The sequence below is a fragment of the Marinobacter sp. 3-2 genome (genome assembly GCF_003751355.1).
Classification (GTDB): Bacteria; Pseudomonadota; Gammaproteobacteria; order Pseudomonadales; family Oleiphilaceae; genus Marinobacter; species Marinobacter adhaerens.
In genome coordinates this window covers 249,309-265,880 of the sequence record NZ_RJUQ01000015.1, presented here as the reverse complement: position 1 = coordinate 265,880, position 16,572 = coordinate 249,309, and the positions used below count along the sequence as shown (strand labels likewise).

General features: G+C 51.9%; 7 protein-coding genes. 4 read left to right on the top strand and 3 right to left on the bottom strand.

Annotation, left to right across the window (positions count from 1 at the left end):
- Nucleotides 1-19: 19 nt before the first annotated feature.
- Nucleotides 20-4,531 carry a non-ribosomal peptide synthetase gene (locus EDB94_RS15340; RefSeq protein ID WP_108018698.1) on the bottom strand — a complete coding sequence of 1,504 codons (4,512 nt, stop codon included), beginning with the start codon at nucleotides 4,529-4,531 and terminating at the stop codon, nucleotides 20-22.
- Nucleotides 4,528-11,235 (bottom strand): polyketide synthase, encoded by a 6,708-nt coding sequence (locus EDB94_RS15335; RefSeq protein WP_260312608.1) that lies wholly within the window; start codon nucleotides 11,233-11,235, stop codon nucleotides 4,528-4,530. The genes EDB94_RS15340 and EDB94_RS15335 overlap by 4 nt, the downstream gene beginning before the upstream one ends.
- A 147-nt stretch (nucleotides 11,236-11,382) precedes the next feature.
- Here EDB94_RS15335 and EDB94_RS15330 point away from each other — a divergent pair, with 147 nt between their 5' ends.
- The 4 genes from EDB94_RS15330 (at nucleotide 11,383) to EDB94_RS15315 (ending at nucleotide 15,055) form a co-directional block, all read left to right on the top strand.
- Nucleotides 11,383-12,012: an N-acetyltransferase gene (locus EDB94_RS15330; RefSeq protein WP_146162209.1), complete on the top strand. Its 630-nt coding sequence runs from the start codon at nucleotides 11,383-11,385 to the stop codon at nucleotides 12,010-12,012.
- 117 nt (nucleotides 12,013-12,129) lie between these two features.
- Complete coding sequence (locus EDB94_RS15325) at nucleotides 12,130-12,984, top strand: cupin-like domain-containing protein (RefSeq protein ID WP_108018695.1); 855 nt, start codon at nucleotides 12,130-12,132, stop codon at nucleotides 12,982-12,984.
- Between the two features lie 268 nt (nucleotides 12,985-13,252).
- Complete coding sequence (locus EDB94_RS15320; protein WP_181259048.1) at nucleotides 13,253-14,146, top strand: GNAT family N-acetyltransferase; 894 nt, start codon at nucleotides 13,253-13,255, stop codon at nucleotides 14,144-14,146.
- Nucleotides 14,147-14,164: 18 nt separating this feature from the next.
- Nucleotides 14,165-15,055 (top strand): formyl transferase, encoded by an 891-nt coding sequence (locus EDB94_RS15315; protein WP_108018693.1) that lies wholly within the window; start codon nucleotides 14,165-14,167, stop codon nucleotides 15,053-15,055.
- Between the two features lie 5 nt (nucleotides 15,056-15,060).
- On the opposite strand, the gene xrtA is transcribed toward EDB94_RS15315, so the two are convergent.
- Nucleotides 15,061-16,563: an exosortase A gene (gene xrtA / locus EDB94_RS15310; RefSeq protein ID WP_181259047.1), complete on the bottom strand. Its 1,503-nt coding sequence runs from the start codon at nucleotides 16,561-16,563 to the stop codon at nucleotides 15,061-15,063.
- Nucleotides 16,564-16,572: the final 9 nt, after the last annotated feature.

The following is a 16,572-nucleotide window of genomic DNA, read 5'->3' as shown; positions in this document are numbered from 1 at the left end:
TGAGGTTCCGGTCCTTTTGTCACTGAAACAGCTTGCGCCAGAAGGGCTTTTTGTTGGCTTGGGGTTTGGGCTTTTCCTCCACAACCTCTTGCTCAGTTCCTATCCTATCGAGGTTGTTCACGAGCTGTGAGAACGCGTTTTTCAGCGCCTCTACTTTATCCACAGGCGTCGTGGATTCATCGAAATCAAACACTCCAAGAAAACCGCCGGGCTGGATGCGCACCCAGAACTCGATGGGGTATTCGGTATTTAAGCGGGGAAGATCCAGTTGCTTCAACGCCAGCGTCGCAATCGATGTTGGCCGGTTTCGAATATCCTGGAAGGCGAAACTTGCCTGAATGAAACCGGGGAACATGTCTTGCTCTGCAGGCGTGTTTTTAACCAGATCAGCGTAGCTTAGGCTCTGATGTTTGAGCGCCTCCTTCAATTGCTCACTGAGATCGAGGAGGCGGTTTCGAGTATTACTTTTCGGTGCGTTAAGTTTGCAGGGTATGGTGCTGACGAAACTTCCGACGAGGTTGATGACATCCGGGCGATTGCGACCGGATGTTGGCACTCCCACAATGATGTCGTCAGTTTCGGACACCTGTGTGAGGGCGTCGGCAAAGAGACAGAATAATAACTCATGGGGTTTGAGTCCCAGGTTTGCGGAACAGGCCTCCACCGTTTCCAGATCGGCTTCGGCAAAAGCAAGCGTCTCCCGGGCGCATTTGCCGGTGCCGGCAGCGTTCCCGTCACCGTTCGAGGGCACAACTGATTTGAGAACGCTCTCCAGTTTGGCCCGGTGGTAGTCAATGTCTTCCGTTGATGCGCCTTTATCCAGAGACCATTCTGCATAGTCCCTGAACTCAAAGGCCAGCTTGTTGGATTTCTCCCGCTCTGCCCCGGTTTGCACCAGATAGGCATCCTCAAGCTCCTTGAGGAAAATGTCGAAAGACCATCCATCAAAGATCAATTGGTGCGGAACGAAAACATAGAGATACCTGGTTGGCCCCAGAACGAACAATGTCGAGCGGAAGAGAGGGCGATCCAGAACCTTGAAGGGCTCGAAGGCTAGCTGTCGGGAGCGTTCCAGCGCCACTTTATCAGGACTCTGTTCATTCGAAACGTCAACGATGTCCAGTACGGCTACCTGCTTCAATGGAAGAATTGCCTGCTGGTACTGTCCATTGCCCTGTGTAATTACCGTTCTTAGTGCAGTCTGGCGCTCGAATACTTTCAGAAGACTCTTGTTGAAGGCTTCTGTATCAAGTTCGCCTTCGAGCAACCAGGAAGCGGGAAGGTTGTTGCAGACGTTTTCCGGGAACGAGAGTTGTCGTAGCAGGATTCGTTTCTGCTCATTGCTCAACAGTCGCTGTGGCGCAACGTGAAGGTCAGCAGGCGTGTCTTCATGTTCCTGGCTGCCGGGTTTGCTATGAGAGAGCTTTTCTGCAATTTCACTCAGGCTCAGCCCGACGATGTCTTCTGGCGAAAGACGGATCCCCGTAAGGCTTTCGATTCGTCGAATGGCCTGAAGAGCAAGCAGGGAATGCCCGCCCAGGCTGAAGAAGTTGTCCTCACGAACAATACGAGAGGACGAGTTCAGCACATCAGACCAGACACCTGCGATCAGCTCTTCGGTCTCATTCGCCAGCGCAGACGCCTTGAGGATGCTGGATTCACGCAATTCGGGCCTTGGCAGCCGTCGACGATCAATCTTGCCGCTCGGGCTGAGAGGTACCTCGTCGATGGTCAGAATGTACTGCGGGATCATATAAGAGGGAAGTTGCCTCCTCAGCTCTTTACGGATGGCAACGACGCTGGGTTCGGCAGACGTTTCCGGAACCACGCAGCCAACAATTCGCGCATCGCCCGGGGAAAGCTCCCAGACGTAGGCGCAGGCAGAGCGGACATCAGCACAGGCCTTGAGAGCGGATTCAATGTCACCGAGCTCTATCCGGTAGCCCCGAACCTTGACCTGATCATCCATTCGTCCGAGATGCTGGATAGTGCCATTGGGGGACCATTTGGCGAGATCGCCCGTGGCATAGAGACGTCCGAACTCACTGTGGGTTATGTATTTTTCTGCAGTAAGATCGGAACGCTTATGATAACCCTGAGCAAGCCCCAATCCCCCAATATAGAGCTCTCCCGAGCAGGATAGCGGCAACGGTTTTTGCTCGCGGTCCAGTATGTGTACCTGAGTGTTATTGATGGGTTTGCCAATCGAGATCAGCCGGTCTGTAGGTAGAAGCTGGTGGCACGTTGACCAGACTGTCGTTTCGGTTGGGCCATACATGTTCCAGAGTTGATACAGGGTACCCGTCAGATCTCTGACCAGATCGGGGGGGAGTGGCTCCCCACCGCACAATCCCTTCATGTTCAGGTTGTCGTGCCGCCACTCTGTATCCAGAAGCATACGCCAGGTTGCCGGGGTGGCCTGCATGATCGTGATTTGGTGCTCCAGAATAAGCTGACGGAGTTTTTCGCCGTCTTTGACACTTTCTTTATCGGCAATCACCGTGGCTGCGCCCTGTGTGAGCGGCAACAGCAATTCCAGAAACGAAATGTCGAACGAAAAGGTTGTGACAGCGAGCAGTCGGTCGGATGCGGTGCAGCCCGGTTTTTGCGCCATGCTCTCGAGAAAGTTAATCAATGCCCTGTGTGGGATGAGCACGCCTTTAGGTTGGCCGGTTGAACCGGACGTATAGATGATATAGGCGGTCGCTTCGGGGGCGGGCCCTGCATTGGGAAGCAGGTTGTCACTTTCGGTATCGGAAGCTGTTTCGAAGCTTTTGATGTCAAATCTGGTAAGGTCCAGTTCGCTGATAGCTGCTGGTGTTGTCTCATCCATGATCAAAGCAGAAGTGCCCGAGTCCTCAATCATGTAGTTGAGGCGGGATTCCGGGAAATCCGGATCAAGGGGCAAATAAACGGCGCCTAGCTTGAAGATGCCGAGGATGGCGGCGAGTGCGTGGTCCGATCGCTCAACACAAACGGCCACTGTTTCTCCGGCATTCACCCCCCTTGCCGCGAGTGCTCCGGCAACTCTGTTACTGCGCTCTTCAAGTTCCCGGTAAGTCCAGGCGCGGTCCCCGAAACGGCAGGCAGTGGCATCCGGCGAGTCGATAACATGGCTTTTCATTGCATCGATTACTGTGCCATGGATTAACGCTACATCGGTGTTGTTTGCCTTTGCTGCGATGACTGGTTCGTTGTCTGCGAGTGCGATGCTGCCAACTGGTAGATCTACATCGGTCGTGGCTGATACCAGAATTTTTTCAAGGGCTCCCAGCCATGCCGTGATGGTTGCTTCAGTGAAAAGGGCAGTGGAGTAGGTGGCTTCTATGGTGAGACTATCTGCCGACGGCAGAATGTTAAGGAACATCTCGAAATTTTCAGCGGCACGCGGAACGGTGCGGACTTTCCCGGAAACATCGGCGAACTGAATGGATTCAAGAGGCTGGTCGATGTTGAAAATCGTGTTGATCAGCGGGACCCGGGTACGATCAACGTTGATTGCTTCGATCAGTTTGCCGAAAGTGAAGTTGGAGTGCTCGGTGGCATTGAGCACCTCGGATTTCACTTGTCGGCATAATTCCGAGAATGTCATATCCGGGCCAATCTCTATGCGGATTGGAAGCAGATGAACCATATGACCCAGTTGGTCGAGTCTGTTCTGCGTCGCCTGGCCTGCAACGGGTAGGCCAACAACAATGTCTTCGTTACCGGTCAGGCGGTGCAGGAGAACGAAATAACTGGCCAACACCATATTAACCATACTGACCTTCATGCTCGCTGCGGATTTGGGCAGCTGCGAGGCGAGCTGTGGACCAATGCGGTAGTCAAGCCGCGTCGCTTCAAAGGTCCGGAAGTGAGGCCGCGGAAAATCAAGAGGTAGATCGAGGTTGGGTGGCACCTCGGAAAAGCGTTCGATCCAGTAATCGTTATCCCGATTGCTGATTTCCCTGGAATCAACAAGCTCTGCGTAATCAAAAAACGAGCTTGCCGCCGACATGGAGTCGGGGGCCTTACCGTCGTTGCTATAGAATTCGGCCAGTTCGGACAGCATCAGGCCAATGGACCAGCCGTCGCAAACGATATGATGTGCAGCGAAGACGAGCTCGTGGATGTTCTCGTCCAACTTTTTAAGCCATGCGAACAGCAATGGGCCTTCTTCGAGGTTCATCGGCGAAATGGCTATGTTCTTCCAGAGATCGCTGATGGTGGCATTTTGCTCTGATTCCGAGAGGTTGCTGATGTCTTCGAATTCAAGTTCGAACGGAGAGGATTCGTGGAGACAAATTTCCGCCCCGTTTCTTGAGAAGGTCGCTCTCAGGCTGTCGTGTCTGGCTACCAGCTGATCGAAACACCGGCGCAGAACGTCTACATCAAGCTTCCCTTCCAGTCTTATTGACACGGCCTCGTTGAATGCAGTGTTCGCCACGTCGCTGATTTGAGCCGAGGCTATGATTTCTCTCTGGGGGCCAGTAGCAGGGGCAACCTTGAGGAGTTCACCCCCGGCGAACGGGTTGAAATTGGCGGAACTCATGGGCGGCCAACCTCCAGGAACGCGCCTTTATTATCGGGGTCTTCAATGAAATACGCCGGTTCCCCATGCTCGTTTTTGCCAAGTCTGGCGCCGGGTGGAATGCTTCCATTGCTATTCAGGTATTTCTTGGCCGCCACCTGGTCACCTTCCAGTAAACCGTTCACGACCAGACTTGCGAGCGCAGATTTGAATGACTTCAGAATCCGTTGAATATCTTCGTCGGTATGCTCGGTCGTCAGGAAGTTGGGGCGGTACTGCTGGATGTGAATTCCATCAAATACCATCGAGAGGAAAAGCAAATGGCCCCATTGAGCGGAGGAGGGCACGGAGATGTAAAACAGTGAAGCGAATTCTTCGAAGCTGACGTCCGCTTTCATTTGCTTGATAAATGCTTTTGCATCCTCTGCCATGGCAGTCGTTTTCTTTTCAAGCGCCGTATAGAGGTCGTCGCCTTCTTCCTTGATTTTTGTCAGAACGGCTTTCGAAACGGCCAGCGCCAGTGGGTGGCGTACGAAGGTTCCGGCGAAAAATGTTACGCCTTGCTCAGGAATTGAATCGTCCCCGTACTGCCACTGACCGCCATCCATTGCATCCAGGAATTTTGCCTTACCCGCAATGATTCCTATCGGATAGCCCCCGCCGACAACCTTTCCGTAGGTCGTCATGTCAGCGTCAACGTTGAAACGCTTACGAATACCGCCGGGGCCAACCCGGAATCCCGTGACGACTTCATCCAGGATCAGAGCGACACCATTCTGTTCGGTAATCTTTCGAATCTCCTGGATGTATTCCTTGCTGTGGAATTGGGGTTTTCGACTCTGCACTGGTTCGACCAGAACCGCCGCCAGCTCATCGCCCAATTTTCTTATTTCATCCAGGCTGCTTTGCTCGCCCCATGGCAGGAGAATCATGTTGGACGTTGCTTCCCTGGGGACCCCCGGGGCTGCCGGTAGCGCTTGATGGTTCTTGCCAGCACGCATCACGACTTCATCGTGAATGCCGTGATAAGCCCCTTCAAAGGCGACAACTTTGGTGCGCCCGGTAACCGTTCTTGCAACCCGAAGTGCTCCAACGTTTGCTTCGGAACCTGTACAGGCGAATGTGCAACGTTCGCTCCCTGTGAGCTCACACACAAGTTCCGCTACCTCGCCGGCCAAGGGGGATTGAGGGCCGGTTTCCACGCCGCGGTCGATCTGTGCCTTCGCTGCATTGGAGATGAAGTCTGGTGAATGGCCGAAAAGAATGGGACCGAAACCGTTCGAGGTGTCGATGAGTTCGTTGCCGTCAATGTCCCAGAGTTTTGAGCCCTTTGATTCAACGGTCACAATCGGGAAGATAATCTCTTTCCAGGCGGGATTGAAGCCAGAGACACTGCGAGGGTCTGCGAGATGTTTACGATGTTTCTGGGTATATTCCTTTGAACCCGCGTACTTCTTCTGATAATCCGCCATCAGACGGTCTACCCACTCGCGTTGGGCAGAGGTAAGCTCACTGTTGGTTTTGTCCCTGGTGATCCGGGTGCCTGGAGTGTGAGCCGGCTTATCCTGCGATGCCGCGTCGGGCGCTGGAACGGACGCTCCAGTCTGCTGGGCGGATGGAACGGAGGGCTCGGCCGCAGAGGGAATAGGGGCGGTTTGTGGCTGCGTGTGATTCGACGCTGTCGTAACCGGATTTCTTCCCAGTGCCTGAAGCTGCAACTGCATAATCTGCAGTTGAGCATTGACGATATCCTGGAGGCTTCCGCCAGAGGCGGAAACTGTGGCACCAAAATCCGGAGTGGCTGAGGGAGCTTCCGTTACTGCGGCTGCCTGATTGGCCGGTTCCTGGGTTTGCTGAACGGTTTGCGTGGTGACTTCGGGTTCAACTTTCGAAGCAATGTAGTCACTAATCAGCGCCAATGAGGTGTAATCCTCAACCAGGTGGCGGAAGGTAATGCCAAGCTTAAACTGTCGCTCAAGAGCCGTCGCCACCTGAGTCAGAAGCAGGGAGTCCAGCCCGACTTCGCTAAAGTGCGATGAGGGATCTGTGTCACCTATTTCGTAACCGGAGACGTCTTCGATTATCGCCATTACATCGGCGCGTATTTTTTCAGAATGCTGCTTCGGATCCATTTTAACTTCCTGTGTTACCGGATTTGAGAGAGCTTCAGGCACTTTGTTCGGGCTTTGAACTATTGGGGCATTATTCTGATCCACGGGGCCAAGCCAGAACTTATCCTGGGCGAACGCGTAGCCGGGCAAACGCTCTTTTCTGACGGATAGGTCCGAGAAATAGGGCGCCCAGTCGAGAGAGTGGCCATCGGCCCACAGCTGGCCGATGCATCGATAGATATCGTCTTCCGCTCTGTTATCAACGCCCTTGCTCGTGAGCGCTGTGAGCGCACGTATACCGTCTATTTGCTTGTGGTAGCCCACCAGGTTTGCGAGGGTGTTCCCTGGTCCCACTTCGATCAGGCTGGTGTTCTCGCCGCTGTTTTCCTGGTTCAGATGCACGGTTTGAAGAGCGGAGGAGAATAAAACCGGCTGCCGTAACTGAGCTGACCAATATTCGGGTGAGACGGCCTCCTCATCTGAAAGCACGTCTCCCGTCATGGTTGATATGATCGGTATTGAAGGTGCTCGCCTCTCACACTCGGACACCAGCTTTTCGAACTCCGGAAGCACGGGATCCATCATCGAGGAATGGAAGGCGTGACTGGTCTGCAAAACCGTATTGGCCACCTTCTGTTCACTCAATTCTTCTGCGACAGAGGCAATTGCCTCGGGTTCGCCCGATAATACGATAAGTCCTGGGGCATTGGCGGCCGCAAGTTCCGCTCTCTGGCCGACCGTCGGAGCGATATCTTCAAAGTTGGCCCGCACTATGAGCATTTTACCGGGAGCCATGCGTTGCATCAGGGCTCCGCGATTGGCAACAAGCCTGGTGGCGTCCTCGAAACTGAAGACACCTGAGAGTGCCGCAGCGGCATACTCACCGATGCTGTGCCCCATAAGAAAATTCGGTCTGACGCCTTGTTCCATCAGGTAATTGGCCAGGCCATACTCCAGTAGATAAAGCGCCGGCTGAACAAACGAGGTTTGATTAATGGCGTCTTCTTTTACGCTGTGCCCATCCTGCCCAAATAGAATCCCCCTCACGTCTACGCCTGTCGCCTGTAAGACTATGTCGCAACCTTTCTCAAACGTAGCTTTGTAAGATTCGGAATTCTGGAGCAGCCAATGCCCCATATCACGTGCCTGAGTTCCCTGACCGGAAAACATGAAGCCAATCCTTCGGGACCGTGAAGTATCTGCTTTTCCGCGGGAACAAAGGGAGTTTTGCTCAAGATTGGCGAGCGTTTCAGGCAGGTCTCTGCCAAATACGATAGCCCTGTGCTCGAAATGCTTGCGTCCGTTTATAGAGGTGAACGCAACATCAGGTAGTGCCACGTTGTTTTTGCCCCGGAAATAGTCAATGTAGCGGCCTATCTGTCGGTCAAGGGCATTCTCGTTCTTGGCTGAAATTACAATGGGTAAAAGGCGGGATTTCTCCGGTGTGGTGCCTTTACACGCGTCTTTCAGCCTGGGCCGATACTCTTCCAGAATTACGTGAGCGTTGGTTCCTCCCACACCCAGCGACGTCACGGCAGCCCTTCGGGGAGAGGGGAGTCTCCAGGTTTCCACTTTGGAATTGACATAGAAATGGGACTTTTCCAATTCCAGTTTGGGATTTGCTTTCTGGAAAAATAAGGTGGGCGGAATCTGGTTTTCTCTGACCGCAAAGGTTGTTTTTATTAGGCTCGCGAGACCCGCCGCATGGATAGCATGCCCTATGTTGGACTTCACGGAACCGATGGCGCAGGTTTTTTCCGATGCCCCGTCTTTCGAATAGCATCGACGCAGTGACAGTACCTCAATGGGGTCCCCGAGCGGCGTAGCAGTGCCATGTGTTTCAATAAAACCTATGGATGAGGGGTCAACGCCGGCGCGCCCGAGTGCGCCCTCATAAACTGCGACCTGTCCGGCAACGCTGGGTGCGGTGAAGCTGGCTTTCTGTTCGCCGTCGTTATTAACGGCATAGCCTTTGATCACGGCATATATGTTGTCGCCATCCCTTTCAGCAAGATCCAGGCGCTTGATAACGACGGCACCGGCGCCATCGTTGAAGGTGGTACCGGTGGCATCTTCATCAAAGGGCCTGCAATGCCCGTCACGCGAAAGCATGCTGCCTTCCTGGTACATGTAACCGCGCTTGACCGGGGTAGAGATCGAGACACCAGCTGCAATCGCCTGCTCACACTGGCCGTTGTCAATTGCCTCACAGGCCTGCGCTACCGCAACCAGGCCGGTTGAGCATGCGGTGAACACGTTGACACTTGGCCCTTTGAGATTGAGCTTGTAGGAAACGCGGGTACTCAGCAGATCTGGCTCGTTAGCCAGCCCACAATTCAATACTCCGTAGCTTTCGACGAGCTCCCGGTTCGGCAGTACATATTGTTGGTAGTAGCGTGCCCAGTTCATACCAGCAAACACACCGGTACGGTATTGGCTGTCGCCAGGCGGAATGGCCGCGTCTTCCAGGGCGTGCCAACATAGTTGGAGCATGATTCGCTGCTGAGGGTCCATCACGCGGGCCTCAATCGGCGATATGCCAAAGAATTTCGCATCGAATTCGTCGTAGCCTTCCAGAACACCTTTGGCTTTTACATAGGCTGGGTTGGAGCGCTCTTCGATGGTGACTTCGGGGCTTAATTCATCCTCGGCAAAAAAACTGACGGTTTCCCGACTTTCGAGGAGGTTTCTCCAGTACTCGTCTACGGTGGAGGCGCCCGGGAAACGGCATGCGATCCCTACGATGGCAAACTCGTTGTTCCGCCTGGATTCTTCGGGTTTTTCCGGTCTGGCTTCGTTGCTGTCAACCTGGGCTATTAGGTACTCGGTTTGCTTCTGGATGGTAGGGTGCTCGAATACAAAGGTCGCGCTTAATTCGACACCAAAAGCCTTCTCGAGCAATGACACCAGCTTGAGTGCTTCAAGGGACGTGCCGCCTGCATCCATGAAATTTTCGGCGTCATCTACCGGCCGATTCAGTATCGTTTTCCAACTCTCCGATACCAGTTCCTTTGTCTGCCTGCCAGATCGCGAGGCAGGCGTGGGAGTGGATTCCTCGTAGGGGTCGGGTAGCCGGGATTCGTCGAGTTTACCGTTCTGGTTTTTGGGAAGAGCATCCACCTGGATGATGAAATGAGGAACCATGTAGGCGGGAAAAACCGAGTTCAATTCTCTCCGAATAACCTGTGGATTGATTTGGGAATCGCATACGACATAAGCCGCCAGTCTTTTCTGCCCTTGTGGTCCAATGCGTAGAATTACTCGAGCGTCACTGATGCCCGCAAGGTGGTTGATCTGGTACTCAATCTCGCCGGGTTCAATTCGGTGACCATCAATTTTGACCTGCTTGTCTATTCGTGACAGGTAGTCATAACTGCCGTCGGAATTTTGAATGACAAGATCGCCGGTGCGATAACCCGTTCGGATTTCACCATGGTGATCTTTTACCTGAACAAACTTCTCGTCAGTCAGTTCGGGACGGTTGAGGTATCCAAGAGCCAAGCCATCACCGAAGGCCACCAGCTCGCCAGCCTGACCCGGTTCGGTGAGGATGTTCAGGTTCTCATCGACGATGGCGCATTGTGTGCCGTGGATAGGGAATCCGATGGGAATGCGTTTCAAGCCTTCAGGCAGATTCCGGGGGATTGGAAATACGGTAGTGAAGGTGGTGTTTTCTGTAGGGCCATAACCATTGAATAGCGATGTATCAGGCAAACATTCCAGAGCCTTCCTGACGTGAGGCACGGACAACGCCTCACCGCCGGTGAGAAGTTGTTTCAACGGTTTGAGGTATTCGAGATATTCGGTTATGAACGTGTTGAACAATGAGGCGGTGAGCCAAAGGGTTGTCACATGCTGGGAAACAATGACGTCCCGGATTTTTCCGGGAGTCAGGATGTCCGTTTCCGGGTGAAGAACACAGGTGCCTCCGTTTAGAAGCGGCCCCCATAGCTCCAGGGTGGAAGCGTCGAAACTCAGGGCAGATAACTGCAGGAACGTCTGGTCCGGCGAAAAGGAAATGAAGTCCGTATCCGTAACCAACCTGAGAATGGCTCGGTTTGGTATGACAACGCCTTTAGGTTCCCCCGTTGAGCCGGATGTGAACATGATATAGGCAGCCTGCTCTGCCTGATCCGGGATATCGGGAAATTGGGCCTCGTTATCAGCGTTTTCAGCGGGATCGATCCAGATAAGGTCAAGATGCTTGAGAGAACAGGTGCCAGGTGCGCTGATTCCCAATCTGGCCCCAACCGCCTCTGCGATGAACTGCTGACGTTCCCGGGGATATTTCGGATCAATAAAGACATAGTGCCCTCCACACAGCAAAACTCCGAGCAGGCTGGCGCACACATCCGGATGTCTCTCAGAGGGCAGTATGACCGGAGAATTTTCCTTAATTCCCGCTTGTTGTAGCGCGCTGGCAATCGATTTCGCACGATTAAACAATTGGTTATAGGTTACTTTTTGCCAGTTATCACCCTTCTGCCATTTGACAGCGATATTATCAGGGTGATTTTGTGCAATCTTTATGAAGCGGGAAATGACGGTTTGGCTGTTACTGCTGGCGGTCATGACAAAACATCCTGTTTGACAATCATACCTGTTAACATCCAATGAATAGGCCTTGTTGGGAAAAACTCAGGTATTGAAATCCTTAATTTTCTGGCCTCTGGAACATTTCATTGTTAAAAAAAATATAGCAGTCTTTTGTAGGCTTTGAAATGCAAATTGAATCGGGTTTCATGGAGTGGAGGCCGGGAATTGCAAATTCTGAAACGATTGTTGAGACCATTGGCGCAGGTATGGCGCCGAACCATTGAAATGAAGGCCGGAATCTTTATGGCGCAGGCTGTTTGTGGCGACCGGAAAGAGAAATCCTGTATGGCTGAATTAGCACCCACCGTCAGCAATGTAAGGGAATGGAGGGCTGACTTTCCCATATCTCAGTCGGCGTTCAAGAAGAGGATTTTTGAGGGTAATGAACTCTTCGAACTGTTCGTGGATCAGCAAGCGATATGCTACGGATGGGTCGCCCGACATGGTGTTCGTATCGGGGTCTTGCATGATCTTCAGTTCAAGGTTCCGGACAAGGCTTTTTATATATGGGACTGTGCCACAAGTCCCGCGTTTCAGGGGCACGGCCATTTTCAGCAATTACTTAAAGCGATTCTCGCAAGCCACGAAAGTGGCACTACAGCTCTGGTCGCGGTAGACAGCAAAAATTATGCGTCCAGAGCAGCCTTGAGAAAAGCGGGTTTCCAGCCTGTCTTTTCCTATTTTAGTATTCGGATTTTCGGTGCTGTTGTTTGGAGTGGAGTAGTTGAAGAGGGGAAGTTGAAAAAAGCCCAGCCTCGTTTTGACCAGCTCAATACCGGACTGGAAATTGGTTAGTACTTGCAGCTTTTTTGGCCATGACATATCGTGATTACATGGTTTGGCGTAGAAAAGAAGCATCTTGCCGAGCGGGCTTAGTATCTATGCCAAATATCGTAGAAAAGGAATGTCACGATGAGTTTATTTGACCTGGCCGGGCCGGACCAGATTGAAACGATCCCGTTTCCCACAGATAAAGATGGACTAATCCGTTTTATTCGGCGTCGTCAGCCCCTCTTACTGAGCGGAGTAAGGGAAGCTTTGCCGTTTACCGAAGGCTGGAACTATAGCTATTTCAAGAGTTCTCTGAAATCCATACGCATTCAAAGACAGTCCGAGGATGGTATTTATCATTATCTCGGATTCGAGCGTATTTCAATGGAGGACTTTGATGAGGTAATGAATACCACTGGTAACGGCTATGCTCTGGAACCTCTTCGGGGGCAAGGAGTTTCTGACGATTTGCCAGCTGGCCTTTCTGTTACCTTGCCGTCGTTCATTCCTGAGTCTGCCTTTCGGGTCTCCAACTTGTATATTGGGCCTGGCAAGAATAAATCCCTCTTGCATTACGATGAGACCCATAGTCTGCTCATGATGTTGGAGGGCCGAAAGCGATTCATACTTTTCCCGCCCGATCAGAGTGACTGTATGTATCCATACAGCCCATTCAGTATCAGGGCATTGCTCGAAAACCGTGTGGTTGACAGCAAAATTGATTGTCAGAACCCGGATGTTAAACGCTTTCCAAAACTCGGCCAGGCACATGGAATTACCGGCTGGCTGGAAGAAGGGCAGGCGCTGTTTATTCCCGCAGGCACGTGGCATTTTATTGAGGCCGAGGGGCGGAATGTATCGGTGAACTACTTCTGGCTTCAGAACAGTGTTCGTGATTGGTTGCATCAGCCCTTGCTCGATTTTTGGCTAAAACGCCGCGCAATCGATGTCCTGGACAAACTTCGCAAGATAAAGCACAAGTTATCTGCAGCCTGACACCTGTAAATGATCGGGAATCTTTATCATTGTGGAATTAAGAGTTGTTAGGACTGAGGACGAGTTCAACGAGATAAAACCACAATGGGATAGCCTCCTGTCCAGTCTGGACAGCATTCCTCTGCCGATGACTCATGAATGGTTGGTCGCCTGGTGTCGAGCCTTTTCCCTAAACATGCAAATGGAGTTCAGGTGCGCCTATCTGGAGGGTGATCTGGTAGGTGTTGCTCCTCTGTTTCGGGTTCGGGAACGATACCGGGGTGTACCAGTGACAGTTCTCAAACTCGCGGCTAACGGGCACACGCCATTTTCGGACGTTATCGTTCATCCCGATCTGGTCGGCGAAGAAAGAGAGCAGGCTTATCTTAGGCTTACCAGTCTAGGCGACCACGAACTTGGACAATTTTTCAAACTCCATAGGAATGGCGCTCTCCTCCAATTTCTCATTGATGGGCCCGAAGCGGGAAATACGTTTGGCGCTCGCCGCATAGGGCTGAAGCCCAGCCTGAAAACGCCGGTCATAGAAATTGATCAGCCATGGGAGACGTTTTTCAATACGCGGCCTCGTGCGCTAAAGAAAAGCCTGAGACACAAAATGAACCGGTTTCGAAAGCAACCGGGGTTTTCGATCACTCTGGAGCAGATTGGTGCCCCTGATCAGCCGATAGTTGAGGAACTGATTGATGTTTCAGCAAAGAGCTGGAAGGCATCAATTGGCAATGATTTGAAGTCTCATCAAGGTAGCCGAGTTTTTCTCCTGAATCTGATTGAGTTATTGGGAAAAGAGGGCGTGGTGAGCGCATGGATTGCTCGTGATGGCGATCGAGCAATAGCGTTCGAGCTTCATCTGCGATACGACGGTATTGTTTATCCAATTCGGGCCGATTACGACGAGTCGTATAAAGCCTTTTCTCCTGGCTCCCTTCTGGAGTATTCGGCTCTTAAATATCTTTTCGATTCGGGTGCAGCCAAGCAGTATTACACCTGTGCGGATGATTACTGGTATCTGAGTAATTGGACGTCCGATTATGAGGAATACTGCAATGTCGAATGTTTTGGAGGCAGTCTCCGATTAAGATGTTTGTACTTTCTGGAGTACCGTCTGATACCGCTGGTGAAAAAGTTCATTCGGAAACAGGGAAAGACTGCAAAGGCTGTTTGAAGCATGGAGAAAAAGCGAATGCGAACACTGGTTATCGTCAGTGGTGATAAGTCCGATATCTTTTTTGCGAATCAGCTGGCGAAGTCTCTTACTGTCGTGGGAATTGTGGTCGAAAACCAGGCACCAAAGAGGGACAGCTCACCGCTGGTTGGCAGGGCTCTCAAATATATTTCAAGGCCAGGGCTTTTTTTCAAGAAGGTCCTTGAGGTACTGGACAGGAAACTTATAGAACCGTATCAGCCCTACAATGACCCTTCCAATTCATTGGATTTCGGGCAGGAGGGGCTAGCGCTCGAAACTTTCGAAGGCATTGAGATTCTGCATACCAGCGGAGTCAACGCGATTAATAGCCCGGAGTACGTGAGCTGGATTCGGGATAGAGAACCAGATGTTATCGCCGTTTGTGGCGCTTCATTACTAAAACGAGACCTGCTTCAGGTGCCGAAGCACGGTGTCCTGAATTTACATGGCGGTCTCTCTCAATTTTATCGAGGTTTGTATACCACAGACTGGGCGGTGCACAACGGGGAGCCGGAATGCGTCGGTGCAACTGTTCACTTCGTTGCAGAGGGTGTGGATGATGGTGACGTCGTTTATCAGGGTCGCCCGGTCATTGAGCAGGGTGATAATCCTAACCGGCTCTATGAAAAGGTGGTGAGGCTTGGTGTAAAAATGATGATCCGTGCGATCCAGGACATAGAGCAAGGAAACTGCAATTCAGTACGTCTGGAAAGAAAAGGGCGCCTGTATCTCTACAAGGATTTTAATGTAAAGGCAAAGCGGGCGACATGGCGCGGGATCGAAGGCGGGGTTATCGAGCAGTACCTCTCAGACCAGCAACGCCGGGATGAGAGAGTAAGGGAAACCCTCATAAATGATTTTAGCCTTTTGAACCAGTCCAACGTCTGACTGAGTTATTGATCGGCCTGCTCAAGAAATGCCGTAAATGCACCTCTTTGGTCGTCGCAGTCGGCAATTTGTTCGCTGTTACATCTGCCCGCCAGCGCCCAGAGGGCACCTCTACTGTCGCCTTTAATTTTGTTAAGAGCTCCCGTTAGCTTTGCTTCCATCCGAGAATCTGTAAGCGTATCCCCAACCTCATACCAGGACCAGATGATGACCTGTTCGTTGTTCTCACGACGCTGAATAATAGTCTCGTTCACCGTTGAAAGATTTTGCAGGTAGCCGTTTTCCAGTAGCCTTTTCTGCTCTGATACTAATTGCCATTCTTTGCGGTTGAATAGGGAATTGCCATAGAAAATCAATTCCTTGTTTTGGGTTTGGATGCGATATCCGATGATCTGCAGCTGGACTTGCTGAAGCTCTGGGTTTACGTAGACACCGCCGAGGTTGATGTCGGGCCTGGTGTATTTCGGAGTCCAGATATTAGCGTGTTGCAGAGGACCACTCCAGCCGGGTACTGCCCGGAACAGAGAGGGGTTCCACTCTTGGGCAACCCTTTCGGTTTCTGCTTGCAGGGCCAGCGGCAAGATGGCCGGCCAAATCAGTAAGACCGATGCAATGGTCGGCCAGAAGAGGGAGGGGCGTTTCGGCTGATCTGTCGAAGTATATGTCGATGCTTGTGGGCTATTGCTGTTTGCGTGAGGCTCGATTCGCCCGGAAATGAAGAACAAGGGAACCAATGTGAAGATCAGAAAAACAACCCACCCAAAAAGCTCATGATCTTCGACTAGTGACGTCTCCATCTCTGTGTAATGGCCGGCTGCAATGATGCCGAATACCCGAACCCAGTTGGAGAGCATCGATAGAGCGCCAGCGATAACAACAAGAAAAAAGGTCGAGACATATTTTTGGTAATACAGTTGGCCATAAAAGGCACCCAGGAACAGGGCAACCATGAGGTAGCGAACACCACTGCAACCGTCCTCTACCAGAAATGTTCCTACATCCAGAATAATGTAAAACTCCTGAATCTTGGCTTGTATGCCAACTCCTTGCAGAAGCAGATTGTTAAAGAAAACTGTTATGTGCTGAAGGATCGGTGATAGATCATCCCATATGGGTACCGCAAAAATCAGTAGCATAATTGGGCCGCCAGCAGTCCTGAGGAAGCCCTTTCCCCAGACTGACCAGCCCCAGAACACAATCATGACGGGGACGAGTAACAATCGGAATACACGGATGTCAGCAGCCTGTGAGAGCATTAAGACAATGCTTGCGCCAGCCAGGAAAAAAAGACCCAGTGGCGACCCGCTGATCTTTAGGTTGGCAAGGCTCTTCCTCCTGAGGAACAGGAGGTAACAGGAGCCGGCGAGAACCAGGAAGCCGTGTGTGTAGATAATGGAATCGGACCAGAGGTAGAAAAAGTCCCTCCACTCAGCCCACAAACCGACTGCAAAAAGCGGTATCGACAGTAGCCAAAGGTGCTGTCGGTAAAAGCTCGAAGCGTAGTTCATACCCGAATT

What these genes read in the sequence shown, in the direction of transcription:
- EDB94_RS15340 (WP_108018698.1), bottom strand. Translation starts at nt 4,531, where the DNA reads ATGAGTTCCGCCAATTTCAACCCGTTCGCCGGGGGTGAACTCCTCAAG.
- EDB94_RS15325 (WP_108018695.1), top strand. Translation starts at nt 12,130, where the DNA reads ATGAGTTTATTTGACCTGGCCGGGCCGGACCAGATTGAAACGATCCCG.
- EDB94_RS15315 (WP_108018693.1), top strand. Translation starts at nt 14,165, where the DNA reads ATGCGAACACTGGTTATCGTCAGTGGTGATAAGTCCGATATCTTTTTT.
- xrtA (WP_181259047.1), bottom strand. Translation starts at nt 16,563, where the DNA reads ATGAACTACGCTTCGAGCTTTTACCGACAGCACCTTTGGCTACTGTCG.